The 21,879-nt window shown below is 67.6% G+C and carries 21 protein-coding genes; 18 read left to right on the forward strand and 3 right to left on the reverse strand.

Annotated features, from left to right (window positions below):
• Positions 1-92 precede the first annotated feature (92 nt).
• The 8 genes from IU448_RS26930 to IU448_RS26965 all read left to right on the forward strand — a co-directional run bounded on the left by IU448_RS26930 (position 93) and on the right by IU448_RS26965 (position 9,600).
• Positions 93-917, forward strand: coding sequence for an alpha/beta fold hydrolase (locus IU448_RS26930; protein ID WP_280456614.1), 825 nt, complete (start codon positions 93-95; stop codon positions 915-917).
• Positions 918-1,294: 377 nt separating this feature from the next.
• Complete coding sequence (mshA, locus tag IU448_RS26935) at positions 1,295-2,635, forward strand: D-inositol-3-phosphate glycosyltransferase (protein WP_195058510.1); 1,341 nt, start codon at positions 1,295-1,297, stop codon at positions 2,633-2,635.
• On the forward strand, positions 2,632-3,129 hold the full coding sequence (locus tag IU448_RS26940; protein ID WP_195058511.1) for a YbjN domain-containing protein: 498 nt from the start codon (positions 2,632-2,634) through the stop codon (positions 3,127-3,129). Before mshA ends, IU448_RS26940 begins: the two co-directional genes overlap by 4 nt.
• Before the next feature lie 158 nt (positions 3,130-3,287).
• Positions 3,288-4,214: an ROK family protein gene (locus IU448_RS26945; RefSeq protein WP_195058512.1), complete on the forward strand. Its 927-nt coding sequence runs from the start codon at positions 3,288-3,290 to the stop codon at positions 4,212-4,214.
• Positions 4,215-4,340: 126 nt separating this feature from the next.
• Entirely contained in the window at positions 4,341-5,078 is a 738-nt protein-coding gene (locus IU448_RS26950; RefSeq protein WP_195058513.1) for a phosphoglyceromutase, read from the forward strand.
• A 330-nt stretch (positions 5,079-5,408) separates the two neighbouring features.
• The gene (locus IU448_RS26955) at positions 5,409-7,460 is read left to right on the forward strand and encodes a CocE/NonD family hydrolase (protein ID WP_195058514.1); all 2,052 of its coding nucleotides are present in this window, start codon (positions 5,409-5,411) and stop codon (positions 7,458-7,460) included.
• Positions 7,461-7,678: 218 nt separating this feature from the next.
• Positions 7,679-8,914, forward strand: coding sequence for a sensor histidine kinase (locus IU448_RS26960; protein WP_195058515.1), 1,236 nt, complete (start codon positions 7,679-7,681; stop codon positions 8,912-8,914).
• Positions 8,911-9,600 (forward strand): response regulator transcription factor, encoded by a 690-nt coding sequence (locus IU448_RS26965; protein ID WP_195058516.1) that lies wholly within the window; start codon positions 8,911-8,913, stop codon positions 9,598-9,600. Before IU448_RS26960 ends, IU448_RS26965 begins: the two co-directional genes overlap by 4 nt.
• A gap of 341 nt (positions 9,601-9,941) precedes the next feature.
• Here the strand turns inward: IU448_RS26965 and IU448_RS26970 are convergent, their stop codons facing one another.
• The gene (locus tag IU448_RS26970) at positions 9,942-10,247 is read right to left on the reverse strand and encodes a hypothetical protein (protein ID WP_195058517.1); all 306 of its coding nucleotides are present in this window, start codon (positions 10,245-10,247) and stop codon (positions 9,942-9,944) included.
• Positions 10,248-10,546: 299 nt separating this feature from the next.
• Positions 10,547-11,398, reverse strand: a complete 852-nt coding sequence (locus IU448_RS26975) for a hypothetical protein (protein ID WP_195058655.1) — start codon at positions 11,396-11,398, stop codon at positions 10,547-10,549.
• Positions 11,399-11,542: 144 nt separating this feature from the next.
• Between IU448_RS26975 and IU448_RS26980 the strand changes: the two genes are divergently transcribed.
• The 9 genes from IU448_RS26980 (at position 11,543) to IU448_RS27020 (ending at position 20,210) form a co-directional block, all read left to right on the forward strand.
• Entirely contained in the window at positions 11,543-12,571 is a 1,029-nt protein-coding gene (locus IU448_RS26980; protein WP_195058518.1) for a Ppx/GppA phosphatase family protein, read from the forward strand.
• On the forward strand, positions 12,568-14,238 hold the full coding sequence (locus IU448_RS26985) for a hypothetical protein (RefSeq protein WP_195058519.1): 1,671 nt from the start codon (positions 12,568-12,570) through the stop codon (positions 14,236-14,238). The genes IU448_RS26980 and IU448_RS26985 overlap by 4 nt, the downstream gene beginning before the upstream one ends.
• A 12-nt stretch (positions 14,239-14,250) precedes the next feature.
• Complete coding sequence (locus tag IU448_RS26990) at positions 14,251-15,120, forward strand: sugar phosphate isomerase/epimerase family protein (protein ID WP_195058520.1); 870 nt, start codon at positions 14,251-14,253, stop codon at positions 15,118-15,120.
• A 271-nt stretch (positions 15,121-15,391) separates the two neighbouring features.
• Positions 15,392-16,294, forward strand: a complete 903-nt coding sequence (locus tag IU448_RS26995; RefSeq protein ID WP_195058521.1) for a thioesterase family protein — start codon at positions 15,392-15,394, stop codon at positions 16,292-16,294.
• A gap of 118 nt (positions 16,295-16,412) precedes the next feature.
• A complete protein-coding gene (proC, locus tag IU448_RS27000) occupies positions 16,413-17,231 on the forward strand; it encodes a pyrroline-5-carboxylate reductase (RefSeq protein ID WP_195058522.1) in 819 nt (272 codons plus the stop codon).
• 163 nt (positions 17,232-17,394) lie between these two features.
• Positions 17,395-17,625 carry a helix-turn-helix domain-containing protein gene (locus IU448_RS27005; RefSeq protein WP_086007797.1) on the forward strand — a complete coding sequence of 77 codons (231 nt, stop codon included), beginning with the start codon at positions 17,395-17,397 and terminating at the stop codon, positions 17,623-17,625.
• 206 nt (positions 17,626-17,831) lie between these two features.
• On the forward strand, positions 17,832-17,933 hold the full coding sequence (locus IU448_RS27010) for a 30S ribosomal protein bS22 (RefSeq protein ID WP_003402602.1): 102 nt from the start codon (positions 17,832-17,834) through the stop codon (positions 17,931-17,933).
• A gap of 184 nt (positions 17,934-18,117) precedes the next feature.
• Positions 18,118-19,200 (forward strand): NAD-dependent epimerase/dehydratase family protein, encoded by a 1,083-nt coding sequence (locus tag IU448_RS27015; RefSeq protein WP_280456618.1) that lies wholly within the window; start codon positions 18,118-18,120, stop codon positions 19,198-19,200.
• The gene (locus tag IU448_RS27020; protein WP_195058523.1) at positions 19,197-20,210 is read left to right on the forward strand and encodes a lysophospholipid acyltransferase family protein; all 1,014 of its coding nucleotides are present in this window, start codon (positions 19,197-19,199) and stop codon (positions 20,208-20,210) included. The genes IU448_RS27015 and IU448_RS27020 overlap by 4 nt, the downstream gene beginning before the upstream one ends.
• Positions 20,211-20,241: 31 nt before the next feature.
• On the opposite strand, the gene IU448_RS27025 is transcribed toward IU448_RS27020, so the two are convergent.
• Positions 20,242-21,267 (reverse strand): HAD family hydrolase, encoded by a 1,026-nt coding sequence (locus IU448_RS27025; RefSeq protein ID WP_416383049.1) that lies wholly within the window; start codon positions 21,265-21,267, stop codon positions 20,242-20,244.
• Between the two features lie 108 nt (positions 21,268-21,375).
• Between IU448_RS27025 and IU448_RS27030 the strand changes: the two genes are divergently transcribed.
• Positions 21,376-21,639: a glutaredoxin family protein gene (locus IU448_RS27030; RefSeq protein ID WP_195058524.1), complete on the forward strand. Its 264-nt coding sequence runs from the start codon at positions 21,376-21,378 to the stop codon at positions 21,637-21,639.
• Positions 21,640-21,879 lie beyond the last annotated feature (240 nt).

Raw genomic sequence — 21,879 nt, forward strand, 5'->3', positions numbered from 1 at the left:
ACCCGCTCTCCACCCAAGCCTCTCAGCGGCCCTACTCCCATTCGCGCAGGGGCCCTGAACCCGCGCTGCCGTAGGCAGCGCAATATGACACCGTGATCAAGGAAGCGCGCAGTATCGACGGCACCGGCATCGTTTATCGGATCGACGGACCCGCGGACGCACCGCCGTTGGTGCTCGTGCACGGCTGGGCGGCGGATCTGCGCTGCTGGGGGCGGGTATTCGCCGAGTTCGCCGCCGAGTTCCGGGTGCTCGCGGTGGATCTGCGCGGACACGGCTACTCTGGAGCGCCCGCTACGGGCTACGACCAGCCGAAGAACTGGGCCGGCGATATCGCGGCGGTACTGGCAGCGGAATCGATCGAATCGGGCGCGGTGCTGCTGGGGTGGTCCTACGGCGGGATCGTGATCAGCGATTATCTCGCCGAGTACGGCACCGGCGTGATCGCGGGAGCGGTTTTCACCGGGGCGATGGCCAATATCGGCCGGGGTGTGCCGGGTGCCGAGGTCGGCGCGGCGATGCAGCAGGCCATTCCGAGTGTGTTCGAGGAGCGCCCGGGCCGGGCGATGCGCGGGTTCGCCGCATTCGGCAACGCCAATACCGGGGACGGCGCTGACAAGGGCGCGGATGCACAGCGTTTGTACGGGGCGAGTCTGGCCACTCCGCCGTTCGTCCGGAAGGCGCTGTTCTATCGCTCGGTGGACAACACCGAGACTTTGCGGGGGCTCGACATTCCGGTGCTGGTGCTGCACGGTTCGGCCGATCCGGTGGTACCGGTCGCCGACGGCCGCTATATCGCCGAAACCGCGCCGCGGGGCCGGGCGTCGATCTGGGCGGGGGCTCAGCACGGGCTGTTCATCGAGGACCCGGATCGGTTCGTCGCCGAGGTTCGCGATTTCGCTCGGGAGTGCGCGCGGTGATCCGGAGCTGAGCAGCGACGTGCGTGGTGAGGCCGTAGGCATTGCGGCGCGCTCCTGCGAAGTCCGGATGTGCACCTCGGGCGGCGCGCGAGGGATCCGTTCGACAGGACTGTGAAGATGCGCGCGGACGCCCCCGGGCGCGGACTTCACGGGACACGGCAGATCGGGAGCGACCGACACTGCGAACTCGCACCCCCTGCCGTCGGAGTCGCCGAGCCCGAGCGGGGCGGCCGACACGCGTTCCTGGGGTCTGCGCTGGTGTCGTCGGCCGGACCCGTTATGCACGGTGCGGGCAGATGCGGCGCGGAATCGGCCGGGTGTGATCACTTTCACGCCGCGGGAAGGAGCCGTCGGGCCGCTGTGTTGCACCGTGCAATATGGACATCGTGAGTGAACGCCCGGACCGACGGCCGAACCGTATCGCCGTACTGACGGTGCACACCTCACCACTGGCCCAGCCCGGTACCGGCGATGCCGGCGGCATGAACGTCTATGTGCTGCAGACCGCCGAACAGCTGGCCCAGCGGGGAACCGAGGTGGAGATTTTCACTCGGGCCACCTCCTCGGACCTGCCGCCGGTGCAGGAAGCCGCGCCCGGCGTGCTGGTGCGCAATGTCGTGGCGGGGCCGTTCGAGGGCCTGGACAAACACGATCTGCCGACCCAGCTGTGCCCGTTCACCGCGGAGGTGCTGCGGCAGGAGGCCAGGCAGGTGCCCGGCTATTACGACCTGGTGCATTCGCACTACTGGCTGTCCGGCCAGGTCGGCTGGCTGGCGCGGGATCGCTGGCGGGTACCGCTGGTGCATACCGCGCACACCTTGGCCGCGGTGAAGAACGCCGCGCTGGCCGACGGTGATTCGCCCGAACCGGTGACTCGCGAGATCGGTGAGAAACAGGTGATCGCCGAAGCCGATCGGCTCACTGCGAACACCGCCCGGGAAGCCCGGCAACTGGTCGATCTGTACGGCGCGCCACCCGAGCGTATCGATATCGTGCCGCCCGGTGCGGACCTCACCCGTTACCGCCCCGGCGACCGGGCGGCCGCGCGCGCCGTACTCGGGCTCGCCGCCGATGAGGAAATCGTCGCGTTCGTCGGCCGGATACAGCCGTTGAAAGCGCCGGATGTGCTGGTCCGGGCGGTTGCCGAGACGATCCGGCGGCGGCCGGGTCGTAAGCTGCGCGCGCTGATCGTCGGCGGTCCGTCGGGGTCCGGACTGGAACGTCCGGACGCGCTCATCGAACTCGCGGACCAGCTCGGTATCAGCGACCAGGTGACCTTCCTGCCACCGCAGCCCGCCGACCGGCTGGTGCTGGTGTACCGGGCCGCGAACCTGGTGGCGGTGCCGAGCTACAACGAATCGTTCGGCTTGGTCGCGCTGGAAGCGCAGGCCAGCGGCACCCCGGTGCTCGCGGCGGCGGTCGGGGGCCTGGGGACCGCGGTCCGGCACGAACACAGCGGGCTGCTCGTGGCGGGGCATCGCATACCCGATTGGGCGGGCGCCCTGGAGTATCTGCTGGACGATCCCGCCCGGCTGGATCTGATGGGCCGGCGCGCCGTGGCGCATGCCGCGGATTTCTCCTGGGCCCATACCGCCGACAAACTGCTCGCCAGCTATACCGCCGCGCTGTCCGGCTCCGGCCGTGCTCCCACTATCCTCGGCGAGAACCAGGCCAGATCGCGGGCGCTGTGGCGGCGCCGGACGGGAGTGCTCCGATGAGCGAGGTGCCCGAGACCGCGCGGATCGTCGAAGAGACATTGCGTGACCGGGAGATCGAATACACCCGCCCCGCGGAGGACGTATTCGTCGCGGTACTGCCCGGCGAGCGGAAACTGAAAACCAATGTGATGCTCACTGTGGGCGGCCACGGCGTGCGGTTCGAATCGTTCGTCTGCCGTAAGCCCGACGAGAACTTCGAAGGCGTCTACAAATTCCTGCTACGCCGTAACCGGCGGCTCTACGGTGTTGCCTACACCCTGGACAAGGTGGGCGATATCTACCTGGTCGGCCGCGCCGCCACCCATTCGGTGACGGCCGAGGAACTGGACCGTATCTTCGGCCAGATACTCGAAGCGGTGGACGGCGATTTCAACACGCTGCTCGAACTCGGATTCGCCGAATCCATCCGCCGGGAATGGAAGTGGCGGGTATCGCGCGGCGAATCACTGAAAAACCTGCGCGCCTTCGAACATCTGGTGGACGGAAACTCCTGAGCGGTCGCGGGCGGCGCGATCTCTCGTTCGAGAAAGCCCGGCATGTTGTCGATCACCCGGCGAATATGGGTGACAATCGGCGGATCCGGGGAATTATGCGAGCTGCCGGCGGCACGGAGGCGTCCGGCACTGCGGACGGGCCGGCTATGGAGGCGTGAGTGGCGGTTCTGGCACTGGATATCGGAGCGACGAAATTCGCCGTGGGTCCGGTCGACGATATGGGGAATGTCTATGCGGTGCGGCGCGCGCCGGTGCCGCCCACCGGTGTGTGGGAGGTCTGCCGCGACTTGCTGCTGGCGGTTGCCGGCGGTGACACGGTGACGGCGGTGGGCATCGGATCGGCGGGGCCGGTGGATGTCCCGGCCGGGATCACGGGCCCGCTCAATATCCCGGAATGGCGTTCCGGATTCGAGATCGTCGCCGCGGTCGGTGCACTCTTCCCGGGCGCGACCGTGCGTTTCGCGATGGACGGCGCATGCCTGGCCTTGGCGGAACGGGAGTCGGGCGCGCTGCGCGGAGTCCGCAACGCCTTGGCGATGACCGTATCGTCCGGGATCGGCGGCGGAATTCTCGTCGACGGGCGGGTGTCGCTGGGACGCACCGGAAATGCCGGGCATATCGGCCATATCGTCGTGCCCGGCTGGGAAGTTCCGTGTGCCTGCGGCGGCGTGGGGTGTGTGGAAGCCGTGGCGAGCGGGATGTCTTCGGCGCGCTGGGCGCGGGAACGCGGCTGGAGCGGCGAGACCGGTGCCGAGCTGGCGCAGGCCGCCCGGGCGGGAGATTCGATCGCCCTGGCCGCGCTGGAGCGGGCCGGAACGGCGCTCGGTCAGGCGATCAGCTCCGCGGCCGGTCTGCTGGATATCGACACGGTGGTGGTAGGTGGCGGTTTCGCTCACTCCGGCGAGCCGCTCTGGCGGCCGTTGCGCGCGGCGGTCGAGCGGCATGCGCGGCTGAACTTCGTGCGCGGGCTCCGGGTGGAACTGTCCCGGCTCGACGAAGGCGCCACCCTGGTAGGCGCCGCCGTCCTGGCCCACTCGGAAACAGATCCTTTCGACCCCGAAACTCCCACTCGCCCAGCGACGTGACCCCACCGGTTCGCAAAACCGGACACACCGAACCGTAGTGACCTGCCGATGACCCCCTCCTCCGCATGGTTCGAGGCGAAGACGCCGGAGACGAAGCCGGATAAACAGCATGGCAGGATTACTCGTATGACCTACACCCTCGTTTTGCTGCGCCACGGCGAGAGCGAATGGAATGCCCTGAACCTGTTCACCGGCTGGGTGGACGTGCATCTCACCGATAAGGGCATCGCCGAGGGGAAACGCGCCGGTGAACTGCTGGCCGAGCACGGCATCCTGCCCGATATCGCCTATACCTCGCTGCTGCGCCGGGCGATCTCGACCGCGAATATCGCACTCGACGCCGCCGACCGGCACTGGATTCCGGTGGTCCGGGACTGGCGGCTCAACGAGCGGCACTACGGCGCCCTGCAGGGGAAGAACAAGGCGCAGATCCGGGACGAATACGGCGAGGACCAGTTCATGCTGTGGCGGCGTAGCTACGACACCCCGCCGCCGCCGATCGATCTCGACGACGAATACAGCCAGACGGGCGACGCGCGGTACGCCGATATCGAGGTTCCGCGTACGGAATGCCTGCTCGATGTGGTGAACCGGATGGTTCCGTACTGGGAGTCGACCATCTCGCAGGAGCTGCGGACCGGCAAGACCGTGCTGGTGGCTGCGCACGGTAATTCGCTGCGTGCGCTGGTGAAGCATCTGGACCGGATCTCCGACGACGATATCGCGGGGCTGAATATCCCGACCGGGATTCCGTTGCGTTATGAACTGGACGAGGATATGCGTCCGGTTCGTCCGCGGGAGTACTTGGATCCGGAGGCCGCGGCGGCCGGAGCCGCCGCGGTGGCGAGCCAGGGCGGGCGCTGAGAATTCTTTTGAACGCCGCAGCCTGTAATGGGCTGCGGCGTGTTGTGGAGGCGCTCTGCGCCTGGAGGGGCCCTGTCAACCCGGTTTTTCACTCCGGCCGGTCGCTGTGCTCTCTCCTTCTGGTCGTTCCAGCACCGGGCGGGCCCCACCCATGGTCACAGGTTTTGTGGATTTTCCCGGTGGGGCGCGATTCTTTTTGTGGCTGGGCACCGCATTGTGTCGGGCGAAATCGGTTTCGGGTGACATCTGTCCCAGAAACCCTCGTTACCCGCCGGTAACGCTGTGTATGCTCTCGATCATTCGACCAGCTCGAGAGATGGATCACGGCCTATGAAGTTCGTGTTACGCGCCACAGTCGCCATGGCTGCCGCCGTGCTGCTGGTGCCGCTGTTGGGGGGCGGCGCCGCGGCCGCGCCGGTGGTTACCGGACCGGACGGGGGAGCGGCGGGTGCCCAGTGGGCCGCCACCCACGACGGGCCGCAGCAATACCCGAATATCCACATCACCTGGGATGTGCCGATCACGATGAGTGACGGCACGGTGCTGAAGGCCAATGTGTACCGACCGGCCGATACTGCCTCGCGGCCGATCGATACCCGCACGCCTGTGCTGGTGAACATGACGCCCTACACCAAACTGGCGTCCAACCTGGTCGATCACATGGGGTCCGTGCCGGGACTTTCCGATGCGGTGAGTCAGCTGGCTCGCGATATCGATATGACCGGGACTCCGCTGTCCGGGCTCACCGATCTCACCAAGGCGCTCGGCGGCGGTGCACTACGGAGCTTCGCCGTCGACCGGCAACTGGTCAAGAGCGGCTATGTGCAGGTCGTGGTGGACGTCCGGGGTACCGGGTTCTCCCAGGGCGTATGGGACATGCTGCGGCAGCGGGAACAGGCCGATACCGTCGAGGTGATCGATTGGGCCGCCCGGCAGCCCTGGTCCGACGGACAGGTCGGGATGACCGGTATGTCGTATTCGGGGATCAACCAGCTCCAGGCCGCCGAAAAGCATCCGCCCGCGCTGAAGGCGCTGTTCCCCGTCGTGCCGGGCAGTGATCTCGCCCAGGATGTACTCATGCCCGGTGGCGGGTTCGGCTTCAACTTCATCCCGCTGTGGATGACACTGATCAACGCGACCAAATGGGTCCCGAATGTGGAATCCATGGTCAACGGGACCTTCGATGCGCGGTGGTTGCACGACCGGCTGTCCTCGCCGTTCACCTACCTGGACGTTTTCCTCAACGCCTACACCACCCCGCGGGTGGAGGATCTGGATCCGCGGCTGCAAGAGATGATCCGCGGCGACAGTCCCGACCGGCAGGCATGGCTGGGCAACCCGGCGAATATCCATGTGCCGACCTTCGTGACCGGTGGCTGGCACGACCTGTTCACCTACTCCGAATCGCAGATCTACAACGAGATGCCGCTCCCGCCCGGACAGAAACAGCTGCTCATGGGCGATACCTATCACATCAATTCGGGTAGCGAAGCGGGCAAACCCGGGCTGCCGCCGCGCTTGGACGTGCTGCAGCGCGCCTGGTTCGACAAGTGGCTGAAAGGTATCGACAACGGCATCGACCGGTACGGGCCGGTGACCTTGCGGCAGCAGGGTGCAGGCTGGGTCACCCGGGACGGTTTCGGCGCGAGCGCACCGGCCGATCAGCAGGCCGAACACCGGCGGATGTATTTGTCCGCGGCGCCCAGCGGGACCGGCGGTCACAGCGTGCACGACGGATCGCTGACCACCGTCGCCGACAGTTCCGCGCGCCTGACCGTGGCTCCGGGGCTCACCGGTTTGTGTTCCAACGACGCCGGTCAGGCCACCGCGGGCGTGATCGCGATCATCAATGCCTGCGGTGCGGATTCCCGGATCCAGGAATCGAACGGGCTGACCTTCACCAGTGCCCCGGTCACCGAAGCCGTCGATATCTCCGGCCCGATCGCGGTGCATCTGGAGACCGTGCACGATGCGGCCGACGGCTACTGGTCGGTGACGGTCAACGATGTGGCGCCGGACGGGCAGTCGCGGGTGCTGTCCTCGGGGCAGTTGATGGCCTCGCTGCGGGAGATCGACGAATCCCGCAGCAGCCGGTCGGCGAACGGCGACTACACCGATCCGCGGCCGTTCGTCACGATCGAACACCGGCGGCTGACCGTGCCGGGTGAGATCACCGCACTCGATATCGCGGTCCCCGCGATCGAGGCGCGGCTGGAGCCGGGGCACCGGCTGCGCGTGGATGTCTATGCCGGCAATCCGCCCAAGGGGGTGCCGCCGCTGCCGATGCTGCTCGACACCGGGTTCAAGCCACAGCATGTGCAGCTCGACCCGAACCGGCCGAGTTTCGTGAACGTGCCGGTGCGCGGAAACCCCGGCTGGTGATCGCTCGGCCGGGCTGATCGACGCGAACCCCGTTGTGTCCCAGACGCAACGGGGTTCGTCGTGGATCGGGGGCTGACACGCCCGGATCGATTCGAAACCCGGCCCTCGCCCAACAATGCGTAAACGCCCGGCGAACACCGCCGTAATCGCCCGTGACCTGCGTGAAACTTCACCGACCCCGGGTTTGTTTACGCGTCGTCGACCGTACGATTCTTGGTGTGAGCGTTCCCCAGGCCGTACTGCTGGCAGTCCTGGCGGCTGTCGTCGGACTGGCCGTCGGTGGACTGGTGATCCCGTATGTGAACGCCCGGACGGCGCAACGTCGCCAAGCCGACTCCGGTCTCACCATGTCCCAGGTCCTCGATCTGATCGTGCTCGCCTCGGAAAGCGGTATCGCGGTCGTGGACGAGTACCGCGATGTCGTGCTCGTCAATCCGCGCGCCGAGGAACTCGGTCTGGTGCGCAACCGGCTGCTCGACGAACGCGCCTGGGAAGCGGTGGAGAAGGTGCTGGCCACCGCCGAATCGGCGGAGTTCGATCTCACCGCCGAGAAACCCACACCGGGGCGGGGCCGGATCGCGGTGCGGGGGCTGGCCCGGCCGCTCTCGCCGGAGGAGACCAGTTTCACCGTCCTGTTCGCCGACGACGATTCCGAACAGGCGCGGATGGAAGCCACCCGCCGCGATTTCGTCGCCAATGTGAGCCATGAGCTCAAAACCCCGGTCGGCGCGATGAGCCTGCTGGCCGAGGCGCTGCTGGAATCGGCCGACGATCCCGAGGCCGTCCGGCATTTCGGCGAGCGCGTCCTGGCCGAATCCAGCCGCCTCGGGAAGATGGTCACCGAGTTGATCGCCCTGTCGCGACTGCAAGGGGCGGAGAAACTGCCAGAGCTCGAGGTCGTCGATGTCGATACGGTCGTCAACCAGGCGGTGGACCGGTCCCGTACGGCCGCCGAAGCCGCGGGCATCACGGTCAGCACCGACCGGCCCAGCGGGCTCGAGGTCCGCGGCGACGAAACCCTGCTCATCACCGCGCTGTCGAACCTGGTGGAGAACGCCATCGCCTATTCCCCGCGCGGTTCGCATGTTTCGGTCAGCCGGTCGATCCGCGGCGACTATGTGGCGATGGCCGTCACCGACCGGGGGATCGGGATCGCCAAGGACGACCAGGAACGCGTATTCGAACGTTTCTTCCGATCCGATAAAGCACGGTCCCGCGCGACCGGGGGAACCGGCCTCGGCCTGGCCATCGTGAAACATGTCGCCGCCAACCACAACGGGGAGATCACGCTGTGGAGCAAGCTCGGCACCGGCTCGACATTCACCCTGCGCATACCCGCGCACCAGGAGACCGACGGTAACGACGCCGCCGGTCTGTCCGCGTTGACGAAAAGAGAACCCAGCCCGCGGCCGCCCGGCCCGGGCCGATCGAATGGTGTGGAGGCACGCAGATGACGAGTGTGTTGATCGTCGAGGACGAGGAATCGCTGGCCGACCCGCTCGCCTTCTTGCTGCGCAAGGAAGGTTTCGAGGTCACGGTCGTGGGCGACGGCCCCTCGGCGCTCGCCGAGTTCGACCGCTCCGGCGCCGATATCGTCCTGCTGGACCTGATGCTGCCCGGGATGAGCGGTACCGATGTCTGCAAACAGTTGCGCACTCGCAGCGGCGTCCCGGTGATCATGGTCACCGCCCGCGACAGCGAGATCGACAAGGTGGTCGGACTGGAACTCGGTGCCGACGACTACGTCACCAAACCGTATTCGGCGCGGGAACTGATCGCCCGGATCCGGGCAGTGCTGCGCCGCGGCGCCGGCGACGAACTGGACGCCGGTAGTGAGAACGGTGTGCTGGAGGCGGGGCCGGTGCGGATGGATGTGGACCGGCACACGGTGCTGGTGAACGGCAACCCGGTGACCCTGCCGTTGAAGGAGTTCGACCTGCTCGAATACCTGCTCCGCAACTCCGGCCGGGTACTCACCCGTGGCCAGTTGATCGACCGGGTGTGGGGCGCGGACTACGTCGGTGACACCAAAACCCTCGATGTGCATGTCAAACGGCTGCGGTCGAAGATCGAGTCCGATCCGGCGCGGCCCGAACACCTGGTGACCGTGCGCGGTCTCGGTTACAAGCTGGAAGCCTGAGGCCCTTCCGGGACGCGCTGCGCGTCGGAGCAGGACTCTCTCGCTCGGGACCACAGCTCGACCGAGCCCGGAGCCCGCAGGCGGCGGCGCGTCGCCACGAAGGAACCGCAGTCGGGCCGAGCGCAATGCCCGAGTGGGCAGAACTCGGGGTGGCGGTCGCCACGGAATGCGTCCCCGGGCCTGAGGAAACGCAGCCGCGAGCGAGGGGGCCGATTGCGCAGTGGTCATGTCGGGGCGCTCAGCGCATGTCTGTGAATCGGCTCGCCGAGCAAGGCGCGGCAAGGGGTTTTGCAGCCCGGAAGTGCGGTGCCCGCTGGCCTGCCGGGTTGCCGGACACGCTGTCAGGGGAAGTAGATCCAGACCTCGCCCACGGGCGTCTCTGTCCGGTGCAGGGGTGCCCAGCCCAGGCCGTCTTCCTGGCTGCAGTCGTAGAGCGGCACGGTGGTGCCGTTACCGCGGCAGACGATACTGCGCCGGGTTCCGTGTGGGCTGAGTACCAGTTGTTTGCCGGTATCGCGGGCGGCCAGCGCGTTGGGGGCACCGAGCGGAACGAATTCGGTGCTGCGGTCGGAGAACTGATGAGGGTCCGGGCCGGGTTGTGCGTACGCGCCCGCCGAGGCCGCGGTCAGGCCCGCCGCGATGAGCACGGCCGTGCAGAAAACGCGGGGTGCGGCAACCGCCCGGACAGTGCGGGCTGTCCGACCGGCCGACCGGAGCGTTTCGGGCCGCCACGCCTGCGGCCGTAGTGTGCGAGCCGGCCGAACCCGGCGGCCTTCTCCTGGCGGACGGCGCGACAGAGAGGATTTACCGGGAACGACCGCGGCACTGCGCGGCCTGTGCCCGCCCGAGTAGGTGGGGGGTTTTCGATCGGGGCGAACGGTCCTGGTGCGGAATGCAGCGAATCGCCCGATTTTCATGGCGCGGCCTCCGGGGGTGGGAGTTATCGCTACTCGAGTCCCCGGATTTTATCGGGCGCCGGCTGGAAACCGTTGTGACGCGCCCGGGCCTTGCGGCGGGCCTGGGTGGTCGCGGGGTGCTCGGCGATGACCGGGGTCCCCTCGCGGCGCCGCAGCTGCCGTTCCAGCTCCCGATAGGCGGGTTCGCCGAGCAGTTCGACGAGTTCGGCCCGGTAGGCCTGCCAGACCGGACGTTCCCCGATATGCGCGTCGGGTGATCCGGAGCAGTACCAGTCGAGGTCGATTCCGCCGGGCCCCCAGCCGCGCCGATCGTATTCGGTGAGCACCGTCCGCAGGATCTGCACGCCGTCCGGCCGGGTCACCCACTCTTGGGTCCGGCGGATCGGGAGCTGCCAGCAGACGTCGGGCTTGACGGTATGCGGCTCCAGGCCCCGGCGGACGGCCATGATATGCAGGGCGCATCCCGCCCCGCCCGGGAAATCCGGGCGGTTGAGGAAGATGCAGGCGTCGTCGATGCGCCGCGTCCGTTCGGCGGTCTCGCCGTCGAGCTCGTCGGTTTCCAGGTAGGACTTCCGGCCGATCTTGCCCTTGTCGTTGCGCGCCCGGTCCATCAGCTGCCAATCGTCGGGGGTCAGCATCTTCACCGCTTTGCGCAGCCGTTTGCGATCGTCGTCGTCGGAAAGGAACGCCCCGTGGGTGCAGCAGCCGGCATCGGGTTGCTCGGCGAGGATGCCTTGACAGGCGGGGGTGCCGAAAACGCAGGTCCAGTGCGAGAGCAGCCAGGTCAGATCGGCCGCGATCAGGTGTTCGTCGTCGGCCGGATCCACGAACTCCAGCCATTCCCGGGGAAAATCGAGCGGCACTTCGCGGCTCGGCCGCATCTTCGGCATCGGAAGATCGGTCGCGGGGTGCCCGGTGGGGGCGGGCACTGAGTCGTTCGTGGCTGCGCCAGACGTCACAACCCCTAACGCTAACACCACGACCAGGTCGATTGCTGTTCAGGTAGACCAAGTACCGTGTTCGGGGTGCGTCTAGGTGTCCTCGATGTCGGCAGCAACACCGTTCACCTACTGGTGGTGGACGCGCACCGGGGTGGTCATCCCATGCCGATGAGTTCGACGAAGGAATCGCTGCGGCTTTCGGAAGGCATGGACGATGCCGGCCGGATCACGGCCGAGGGGGCCCAGAAACTCGTCGATACGGTGGCCGATCTCGCCAATCTGGCGGTTGTCTCCGGTTGTGCGGAACTGATGGCGTTCGCCACGTCGGCGGTGCGCGAGGCCACCAATTCCGAGGAGGTGCTGGCGCGGGTCCGCACGGAGACCGGCGTGGATCTGCGAGTGCTGGCCGGAGTGGACGAAGCGCGGCTGACTTTCCTGGCCGTCCGCCGCTGGTACGGCTGGAGCGCCGGCCGGATCCTCAATCTCGATATCGGCGGTGGTTCGCTCGAGGTGAGCAGCGGGGTCGACGAGGACCCCGATGTGGCGCTGTCGCTGCAGTTGGGGGCCGGCCGGTTGACCCGCAAATGGCTGCCCGAGGATCCGCCCAGCAAACGACGGATCGGCATACTGCGGGATTGGCTCGCCGCCGAACTGGTCGATCCGGCCAAACAGTTGATGGCGCCGGGTAAACCCGATCTGGCGGTCGGCAGCTCCAAAACCTTCCGATCGCTGGCCCGGCTCACCGGTGCCGCCCCCTCGGGCGCGGGGCCCCGGGTGCGGCGGACGCTGACCAGTGCGGGATTGCGGCAACTGATCGCGTTCATCTCCCGGATGACCGCCGCCGATCGCGCGGAACTGGAAGGGGTCAGCGCCGACCGATCGCAGCAATTGGTGGCCGGAGCCCTCGTCGCCGAGGCCGCCATGCGCGCACTTTCCCTCGATACGCTGGAAATTTGTCCGTGGGCGCTGCGCGAAGGGCTGATCCTGCGCAAACTGGATACCGATATGAATGGTGGACCACTGACAACGAACGCTCCGAACGCGGCGGCCGGTAACGGTTGGGCGCCCGGTGGCGGCACGTCGGCGGGCCCGGTCGAAACGGTGCCTTCATGAGCAGGAACTCCAATCAGCTGTCGGTGGCCGAACTCCTGGCCCGCAACGGCCAGCAGCCGGCCTCCGGCGGCGGCGGTCGCAGACGGCGCGGCGGCCGGGGTGTTTCGGTCTCCGAGCTGACCGGTGATCTGCCGGTCGTCGACGGCGGTACGCACGCTGCCGCCGACGAGGACGAGGAGCCGGCCGGTCCGCCTGCGGGGTATCCGCCCGCAGGCACCGGATACTCGCCGCAGGACTATGCAGGCGAACAGGTTTCGGGCGGAGAGCCGAACCAGTCGCCGATGTCCGGGCCGATCACTGTGTACAACCCACTGGCGCCGACTCGAGGCGACGCCTCGGCCGAGCCGGCGCCGTACGTGGCCGATGAGGCCGCGGCGCGGCGCGGCGGCCGGCGACGGCGCGCGGAACCGGACGACGTCGAACAACCGGCCGGCGAGGCTCCGGTCGCCGATTCGGCCGCGCGGCCCTGGGAGACCGGGCCACCACTGCCCAGCGGTGGCCGGGCCGCGCGCAGAAGGGCGGCGGAAGCCGCCGAAGCCGCGGCGGCACAGGATCCGGCGTCGTCTGCGGCGGAAGCCGGCGCATACGGCCTTCCTCCGGACGTGGGTAATTTCGATCCGTTCCCCGCGCCCGCCCCGGCCGCGCCGGAGTTCGGGCATCCCGATATCGATATGGGTCCGCCCTGGCAGGCGCCGCAGGGCGGGACTCCGCGCCTGGGTCCGCCGGCACCCGCCACGGAGGCGTGGCCGGCACCCGCACCCGCCACCGAGGCGTGGCCGGCACCCGCACCCGCCGACGACCCGCGGCCCAAGCTCGAACGCCGCCGCCGCGGCACCCGCTCCCTGCCCGATCCCGCTCCCTGGCCGGAACCTCCGCAGCAACCGGACGAAGCGGCGAACGCGGACCACGCGACCGCGGTGTGGTCGCTGGCCGAACAGAGTCAGCGGACACCCCCGGGCACCCCGGATCTCGCCGCCGCGCCGCTGGAGCAGCCGGGCCGAGGCCGGCGTCCCGGAAAACGCGACGATCAGCCCGGTGCCCCGGCGCCGATCGATCCGGGTTTCGCCGCGCCCGGCGCGCCGCCCGCGGATATCGCGGCGGATGACGGTTTCCGCAACACCGATATGTATGCCACGGATGTGCACGGCCCCATGCCGCCGGCGCCGGGGCCGATGCCGCGTGAGCACGGTACCGACACCGGCGGTTTCGAGCCGGACTCCGATTTCTATGCGATACCCGAGGAAGACGCCGACGACGAGTCGCGCAAGGAGCGCAACCGCCGCCCGCGTACCGGCAGGCTCGGCGCGGCCGGCGCGAAATTCGGTGGGGCGAGCGGTAAACTCGCGGCCGCCCGCTCTCGTTTGGCCGCCGGCGGCCGGGAGCGTGACAGCGCGGAGACGGCGGATCCCCGGAAACAATGGGTTGTACTGGGCGTGCAGAGCGTCGGCGCGGCCCTCGCCGGTATGGTGCTGTTCAAGGGGTTCGAAATGCTGTGGGAAATGCAGCCGCTGGCGGCGCTCGCGCTGGCCGTCGTGGTGATCCTGGGTCTCGTGGCCCTGGTGCGGATCCTGCGCCGCACCGACGATATCCTCAGTACCGTGATCGCCGTGGTGGTCGGTGTCTTCGTGACATTGGGGCCGTTGGCATTTCTACTCAGTGCGGGCTGAGCGAGGGAGACGATGGCAGGCAGCACTCCCGCGGCCCGGCGGCGGGACGGGGGAATCAAGGTCGGTCTGTCGACTGCCTCTGTGTATCCACAGAACACCGAGGCCGCATTCCGTTATGCGGCCGAATTGGGTTACGACGGTGTCGAATTGATGGTGTGGGCCGAACCCGCCAGCCAGAGTGTCGACACCGTGCGCGGGTATTCGCGCAAGTATTCGGTACCGGTCCTCGCGGTGCATGCGCCCTGCCTGCTCATCTCACAGCGGGTATGGGGCGCCGATCCGGTGGCCAAACTCGCCCGCAGTGTGCGCACCGCGGAAGCCCTCGGCGCGGACACCGTGGTCGTGCATCCGCCGTTCCGGTGGCAGCGGCGCTATGCCGAGGGATTCGCCGAACAGGTGGCCGATCTGGAACGGCAGAGTTCGGTGGCCGTCGCCGTGGAGAACATGTTCCCGATGCGGGCCGATAAATTGTTCGGCCGCCGGTCCGGTGATATCCGCCGCCTGGAACGCCGCGGCGGTCCCGGCTTGGCCCTGACCGCTTTCAGCCCGAGCTACGACCCCACCGATACCGGTTTCCAGCATTACACACTGGACCTCTCGCATACCGCGACCGCGGGTACCGACCCGCTGGTTCTGGTCGAACGGATGGGCCGAGGTCTGGCCCACCTGCATCTGGCCGACGGGCGCGGCGCCGCCCACGACGAACACCTGATCCCCGGCGAGGGCACTCAGCCCTGCGCCGAGGTATGCGCCGCATTGGCCGGCAACGGCTTCACCGGGCATGTGGTCGCCGAGATCAACACCCAGGAAGCGCGCACCGCCGCGGCCCGTGCCGCCATGCTGACCCGCACCCTCGATTTCGCCCGCGAACAACTGCACTGACCCACGCTCGGAAACCCGGTCCAGCTCCACCTGAACTCGTCCGACCCACTGTGGATCGTGTCACACTGCACGTGCTCACCCGACGCGAAGGACCACACCTCTCAAAGGGCTTTTGGAAAACCCCCGTAGGCTGTCTCCTCAGAAACAGCACCACCGTGGCGCCGAGTCCAGCGAGGCCCTCGAAGGGGTGAGGCCGCGTCGTGCAAGCACGACGCCTGGGGCCTCACTCCCGCGGCGCCGCAGGCGCCGCAAAATAAACACAGGAGTATTGATGACGACGGAAACGGAGCCCGGCACCGATATCGACCTGGTGCAGGCGGAGGCGCCGTTCAGCCGGGTCTGTGCTCTGACCGAACTCGCCGCCGATGAGCCGGGTGCCGGCCGTTACCGCGGCGTCATCGACGAGATCTGGACCATCGGCCCGAAAGTGCACGGCGGCACGATGGTCGCGGGTTCGGCCGCGGCCGCGACCCGCTGGTTGCGCACCGTGGAACCGGATCGGGGCGCCATGGCGCCGCTGTCGGGCAGTACCGATTTCCTGGGTGCGCCCGAGCCCGGGGAGGTGCTGTACGAGGTATCCATCCGTAAGGTGGGCAGGCAGATCTGCCTGGTGGATGTGACGCTGAACCAGCGGGGGCGCCCGCTGGTGCGTACCGCGTTCACCTTCGGACATCTCGACGGCCAGGACCGGGCTCCGCTGTACACCCCCACCCACACCGACCTGCCGGTGGAGCCGGCCGCGGACGCGATCGGTTACGAACCGGGTTCTTCGATGGGCCGGATCGTGCACGTCGCTCGCGGTATGGACGCTTTCCTCGATCGAGAATGGGCGCGGTTCATCGACAACGAGCACGGCGAACCCCGGTTGCGGATGTGGCTGCGGCCGCGGCCGCAGGATCAGGCCGACCCGGAGACCGCGTCCTATATCGCGATGATGGCTGCCGATATGTGCCCGCCGGTTCCCACCAACCTCGGCTATTTCGGCTGGTCACCGACGGTGCAGATGACGACATACCTGCGGCGGCGCCCGGTGCCGGGCTGGTTGCGGATCATCGCCACCACCCACGAGGTGGGCGAGGGCATGTTCGATTCCGATCAAATCGTCGTCGACTCCACCGGCGCACTGGTTGCGCAGAGCCGTCAGCTGGCACTCCTGCCTTCCCGGAAGCGGTAGTTGTCCGACCCGCCGCGGATCTGCCCGGACGTAGCGTGACCCCGCCCGTTGTCCCGGGCGACTCTCGCGGTTCGGGGCCCGTTCGTGCTCGCGGAGGCGGGCGTTGGACACTGTCCTCATGACACGTATTGCGGTGATCGGCGGTGGCCGGATCGGTGAAGCATTGATCGCCGGCTTGCTGGAGGCCGGGCGAGCCGTCAAAGACCTGGTGGTCGTCGAAACCCATGCCGACCGGGCGGAACTGCTGGCGGGACGATTCGGGGTGCGGGTGACCGATGCGATCGCCGACGCGGCCGTCGGCGCCGACCTGCTGGTTATCGCGGTGAAACCCAACGATGTGGAGGCGGTGCTCAGCGAACTCGGTAAAGCCGATCTCGGTGGGGAACGCGATCAGATCCTGGTGTCGCTGGCGGCCGGGGTGCCGACGGCGCGGCTGGAGAACAAACTACCGGCGGGCTTCCCCGTGGTCCGGGTCATGCCCAACACCCCGATGCTGGTCGGTGAAGGTATGAGTGTGCTCGCCGCGGGGCGTTATGCCAAACGTGAGCAACTGGAACTGGTCACCGAGCTGTTGAGCACCGTGGGCCAGGTGTGTGTGGTTCCCGAATCGCAGATGGATGCGGTGACCGCGGTATCGGGTTCGGGGCCGGCCTACTTCTTCCTTGTCGTGGAGGCGATGATCGAGGCGGGGGTGGGCCTGGGACTCACCCGGGATATCGCCGGCCAGCTGGTCACCCAGACAATGCTCGGTTCCGCGGCCATGCTGGCCGAGTCGGGGCAGAGCGCCGTGGATCTGCGGGCTGCGGTCACCTCGCCGGCGGGGACGACCGCGGCGGCCCTGCGCGAACTGGAGCGGTCGGGGCTGCGGTCGGCTTTCCTGGAGGCGTTGCACGCGGCGAAGCGGCGTTCATCGGAACAGGGTGCGTCTGCAGAATGACCGGACGACCCCCAGCGTATGAACCTGTTTTCTCACTCCCGTCGCAGTAATCCCACTGGTCCCGCTAAGCTTCAAGGAGCACGTGCGTGTCTGTTCCGCCGGTGGGGAAGCCGGCGGCGCGGACGTGCCGGAGGTCAGTGGTGCGATGATGTCTTCTAACAAGATGTCCGCTGGTGGCGGCGGTGGTTCGTCGCCAGGACAATCAATACTCGGTGGTGGGACGCAATTTCTCACCGTCGCCGAGGTGGCAGATCTGATGCGAGTATCGAAGATGACGGTGTACCGGCTGGTGCATTCGGGAGAGTTACCGGCAGTACGTGTCGGGAGATCGTTCCGGGTGCACGCCAAGGCGGTGCACGAATATCTGGAGACGTCCTACTTCGATGCCGGGTGAAGGCGGTTACCGGCCCCGCCCGGTGGGCCGGTAACATCAACCCTCGCTGTGTTGGATCGGTGGCGGTTATCGACCTGCCCGTGGGCGGTCGTGGCCGGCTGCCGCCTCCAGGGCTGAGTGTTCAGCCGCGAGCAACCGGGCGTACGGCCGGATAGTTGACGTAAGCGAGCGCGTGACGCGCCGAGGAGAGAACGCGAGGACACCCTATGGGTTCTGTGATCAAGAAGCGCCGCAAGCGCATGTCGAAGAAGAAGCATCGCAAACTGCTTCGTCGCACCCGCGTGCAGCGGCGCAAACTCGGCAAGTAAGCGCGAGCGCGCATCGTATCCGGAAAAACCCGCTACCATTCGGTGGCGGGTTTTTCTTTGCGTTTCGGTGGGCTGAAGTCGGGGTTAGATCCTCGTTAAGGGTGGCGGGGTTCACGAACGCGGTCGCTAGTCTGGTACGTGGAACAGTGAGCGGGGGATCCGATGCTCGAGGTGGGACGGTCCGGTGCAGGTGGACGCTGACGTGAACGGCGAATACAAGCCCAGGGTGGTGCTGGTGACCGGCGCCAGCCGGTACTTCGGCGGAAATGTCGTCTCCCGGCTGGCGGCCGACCCCGAAATCGAACGCGTTGTCGCAGTCGATGTATCGACCCCCGCCCCGCCGCTGCGCCGCCGGATGGGCCGCGCCGAATTCGTGCGCGCCGATATCCGGAACCCGTTGATCCGCAAAATTTTCGAACGGCACGACGTCGATACCGTGGTACATACCGCGATTTTGTCGCAACCGCCGTCGGGCGGCGGCCGACCGGCGATGAAAGATATGAACGTGCTCGGCGCGATGCAGTTGTTCGCGGTCTGCCAGAAATCACCGGCCGTGCGCCGGGTGGTGTTGCGCTCGAGTTCCGGGGTATACGGCGGCAGTGCGAAGGACCCCGCCAAATTCACCGAAGAAATGAGCGCACGCACGCCCCCGGGCGGCTGGTTCGCCCGTGACATGATCGAGGTCGAGGGTTTCGTGCGCGGCCTGGCCCGGCGGCGGCCGGATATCACCGCCGTCACCTTGCGTCTCGCGCCGATCATCGGCCCCGGCCTGGGCGGGCGCGCCGCGCAGCTACTACGTTCGCCGATCACGCCGACCGTGCTCGGACGGGACGCGCGGATGCAGTTCCTGCACGAGGAAGACGCCGTCGCGGCGCTGGTCCACGCCACCACGGCGGCGGGGCCGGGCGGCACCTACAATATCGCCGGCGACGGAGCCTTGGCACTTTCTCAGGCGGTACGCCGTGCGGGCCGGGTCGCGATGCCGGTACCGTGGTCGGTGTTCCGCACCGTCGGCCGGACTCTGATGGGTCCGGTGATGCGTGATTTCAGTTCCGAACAGCTCGATTATTTTCTTTTCGGTTGTGGTCTGGACACGACGCGTATGCGCGCCGAACTCGGGTTCGAGCCGCGCTGGACGACGGTACAGGCGTTCGACGACTTCACCGGGGGCGCAGCGTTGCGGCCCGTAGTCGATCCAGCGTGGATCGACGCCGCAGAAAACAAACTGCTCGGTCTGCTGAAGGCCGGTACGGGAGCACATACATGAACGACGTCGCCAAAGTTATCCGCCTACAAGATCTCTCCACCGTGCCGCGGCCCCGGCCGCCCGCGCGGGACCGGGCCGGTACCGCCGACCGATCGGTGACCTCACTGATCGACCGGCTGACACCCCCCACCCCGCCGCCACCGCGGTCGTTCGGAGATCTGCTGCGCGACGCCGTCGGAAAACAGATCGGGCGTACAGCCGAGTTCGCCCGTCGCCGGCTCACCGGCGACTACCAGGTCGACGAATTCGGCTTCGACGAACATCTGCTCGAATCGGTACTGCTGCCCGCCCTGCGACCGCTCGCCCAGAACTGGTTCCGGGTCCAGGTGAACGGCATGGACAACATTCCGGAATCCGGCGGCGCGCTGATCGTGGCCAACCACGCCGGCACCGTTCCGCTCGACGGACTCATGCTGCAACTCGCGGTGCACGATCATCACCCTGCGCAGCGGGCTCTGCGCCTGCTGGCGGCCGATCTGGTCTTCGAGATGCCGATGGTGGGCTCGCTCGCCCGTAAGGCGGGACACACCCTGGCCTGCCGCCCGGATGCCGAACGGTTGCTGCGCTCCGGCGAGATCACCGGGGTCTTTCCCGAAGGGTTCAAAGGCGTCGGCAAACAATACGCCGACCGCTACAAACTCCAGCGCTTCGGCCGGGGCGGCTTCGTGGCCGCCGCCGTGCGCACGGGTACGCCGATCATCCCGTGCTCCATCGTCGGATCGGAGGAAATCTATCCGAAACTCGCCGATCTCAAACCGCTCGCGCGATTGCTGGGACTGCCCTACTTCCCGGTGACCCCGACCTTCCCCCACCTCGGCCCCCTGGGCGCCGTCCCGCTGCCCTCCAAGTGGTACATCGAATTCGGCACCCCCATCAGTACCGCCGGATACGAAACCGAGGACGCCGACGACCCGATGCTCATGTTCGAGGTCACCGACCAGGTCCGCGAAACCATCCAGCAGACCCTCTACAAACTCCTCATCAAACGCCGCAACACCTTCATGGGCTGATCTCTCGGCGGAGCCGGCGGCGAAGGACCGATCAGTGGTTGCGGCGCCGGGTGACTGCCGCGGCGACGGCGCCGCCGGCCGCGCCCAGGGCCAGGGCGGTGGGGACGCCGATTTTCGCGGCTTTGCGTCCGGTGCGGAAATCGCGGATTTCCCAGCCGCGGGCCTTGGCGACCTCGCGCAGGTCGGAATCGGGGTTGATCGCCACTGCCGTGCCGGTGAGCGAGAGCATCGGCACATCGTTGTGGCTGTCGGAGTAGGCCGTGCACCGTTTGAGGTTCAGTCCCTCACGGATGGCGAGTGCGCGTACGGCGTGGGCCTTGCCGAGGCCGTGCAGAATATCGCCGACCAGGCGGCCGGTGAATTTGCCGTCCACACTTTCGGCGACGGTGCCGAGGGCGCCGGTCAGGCCGAGTCGTTTGGCGATCACCTGGGCGAGTTCCACCGGGGTCGCGGTGACCAGCCACACCTGCTGGCCGGCGTCCAGATGCATCTGTGCCAGGGCGCGGGTGCCGGGCCAGATCTTGTCGGCGATGATCTCGTCGTAGATTTCCTCGCCCAGCGCCGCGAGTTCGGCGGTGGAGCGACCGGCGATGAATTCCAGTGCTTTCTCTTTACCGGTGGCCATATCGGTGCTGTTCTCTTTGCCGGTGATCCGGAACTTCACCTGCTTCCACGCGATATCCACGAGATCGGCGCTGCGAAAATATTTGCGCGCCGCCAGGCCGCGAGCGAAATGCACGATCGAGGCGCCCTGCACCATCGTGTTGTCGACGTCGAAGAATGCGGCGGCGGTGAGGTCGCGCGGGACCTCGGGGATACCGGTAGCGCCGGTCCCGGCCCGTTCGGCGTCCTGGAGTGCCAGGGCGGCGTCGGCGCTGGCCTCACCGGCGACGTTGGCGCGGACCTCTTCCTCGCTGGGCCCGAACGGGCTACGCGAGATACGTGCGAGTTGCTCGGTGAGACCCTGCCCCAGCGGCCCCAGATTCCAGCGCACCGGAAGTTCTCCGAACCGGCCCGCGATGAACCCGGTTTTCCCCACCTTCGATCGTTCCGGCACCAGTACCTCCGCCTGTTCGCGCGAATCACGTCCACACTAACCGCAGGTGCGTCCCGGGACGCACCGCAGTGGCGCGAACGGTGCCGCCGGGCGGGTTGAATAGCGGTTATGACCAACCCGAGGACTCATGAGGTGACACTGCTGACCCGCGCCGGTTGCGTGCTGTGCGACCGGGCACTGGACCAGCTGCGGACGCTGTGCGCGGAATTCGGTCTGACCCCCGGGGTGGTGGACGTGGATGTCGCCGCCGGCACCGACCCGGCACTGCGTGCGGAATATGGTGACCGGCTCCCGGTTGTGCTGCTCGACGGCCGCGAGCACAGCTATTTCGATGTAGACGAGACACGTTTACGGAGCGACCTCGGTCGTTGACCCTGTGCGAATTGTGGGCGCAGATCGTACAAGGCTCGGCCGCGACACAAAATGAGGCGAATTTCACCGACTTTGTGCATGGGTTCACAAGCAGTTACGGTGGTGGCACGCGAACCGCAGGCCGGGGCGAGTATCCGGCCGCCGGTAGCAGGTGAATCAACCCGATATCCGACCCCAGGCGCATCTTCATGGCCGAGGTCGCCGAGCATCCCGGGCCGTCTGGCGGTCCGGACGAGGAGC

Source organism: Nocardia flavorosea (genome assembly GCF_015477805.1).
GTDB lineage: Bacteria > Actinomycetota > Actinomycetes > Mycobacteriales > Mycobacteriaceae > Nocardia > Nocardia flavorosea_A.

What these genes read in the sequence shown, in the direction of transcription:
- IU448_RS27005 (WP_086007797.1), top strand. Translation starts at nt 17,395, where the DNA reads ATGTCCGCTGGTGGCGGCGGTGGTTCGTCGCCAGGACAATCAATACTC.
- IU448_RS26965 (WP_195058516.1), top strand. Translation starts at nt 8,911, where the DNA reads ATGACGAGTGTGTTGATCGTCGAGGACGAGGAATCGCTGGCCGACCCG.
- IU448_RS26990 (WP_195058520.1), top strand. Translation starts at nt 14,251, where the DNA reads ATGGCAGGCAGCACTCCCGCGGCCCGGCGGCGGGACGGGGGAATCAAG.
- IU448_RS27010 (WP_003402602.1), top strand. Translation starts at nt 17,832, where the DNA reads ATGGGTTCTGTGATCAAGAAGCGCCGCAAGCGCATGTCGAAGAAGAAG.
- IU448_RS27020 (WP_195058523.1), top strand. Translation starts at nt 19,197, where the DNA reads ATGAACGACGTCGCCAAAGTTATCCGCCTACAAGATCTCTCCACCGTG.
- IU448_RS26955 (WP_195058514.1), top strand. Translation starts at nt 5,409, where the DNA reads ATGAAGTTCGTGTTACGCGCCACAGTCGCCATGGCTGCCGCCGTGCTG.
- IU448_RS26975 (WP_195058655.1), bottom strand. Translation starts at nt 11,398, where the DNA reads ATGCGGCCGAGCCGCGAAGTGCCGCTCGATTTTCCCCGGGAATGGCTG.
- IU448_RS26950 (WP_195058513.1), top strand. Translation starts at nt 4,341, where the DNA reads ATGACCTACACCCTCGTTTTGCTGCGCCACGGCGAGAGCGAATGGAAT.
- mshA (WP_195058510.1), top strand. Translation starts at nt 1,295, where the DNA reads ATGGACATCGTGAGTGAACGCCCGGACCGACGGCCGAACCGTATCGCC.
- IU448_RS26995 (WP_195058521.1), top strand. Translation starts at nt 15,392, where the DNA reads ATGACGACGGAAACGGAGCCCGGCACCGATATCGACCTGGTGCAGGCG.
- IU448_RS26985 (WP_195058519.1), top strand. Translation starts at nt 12,568, where the DNA reads ATGAGCAGGAACTCCAATCAGCTGTCGGTGGCCGAACTCCTGGCCCGC.
- IU448_RS26940 (WP_195058511.1), top strand. Translation starts at nt 2,632, where the DNA reads ATGAGCGAGGTGCCCGAGACCGCGCGGATCGTCGAAGAGACATTGCGT.
- IU448_RS27030 (WP_195058524.1), top strand. Translation starts at nt 21,376, where the DNA reads ATGACCAACCCGAGGACTCATGAGGTGACACTGCTGACCCGCGCCGGT.
- proC (WP_195058522.1), top strand. Translation starts at nt 16,413, where the DNA reads ATGACACGTATTGCGGTGATCGGCGGTGGCCGGATCGGTGAAGCATTG.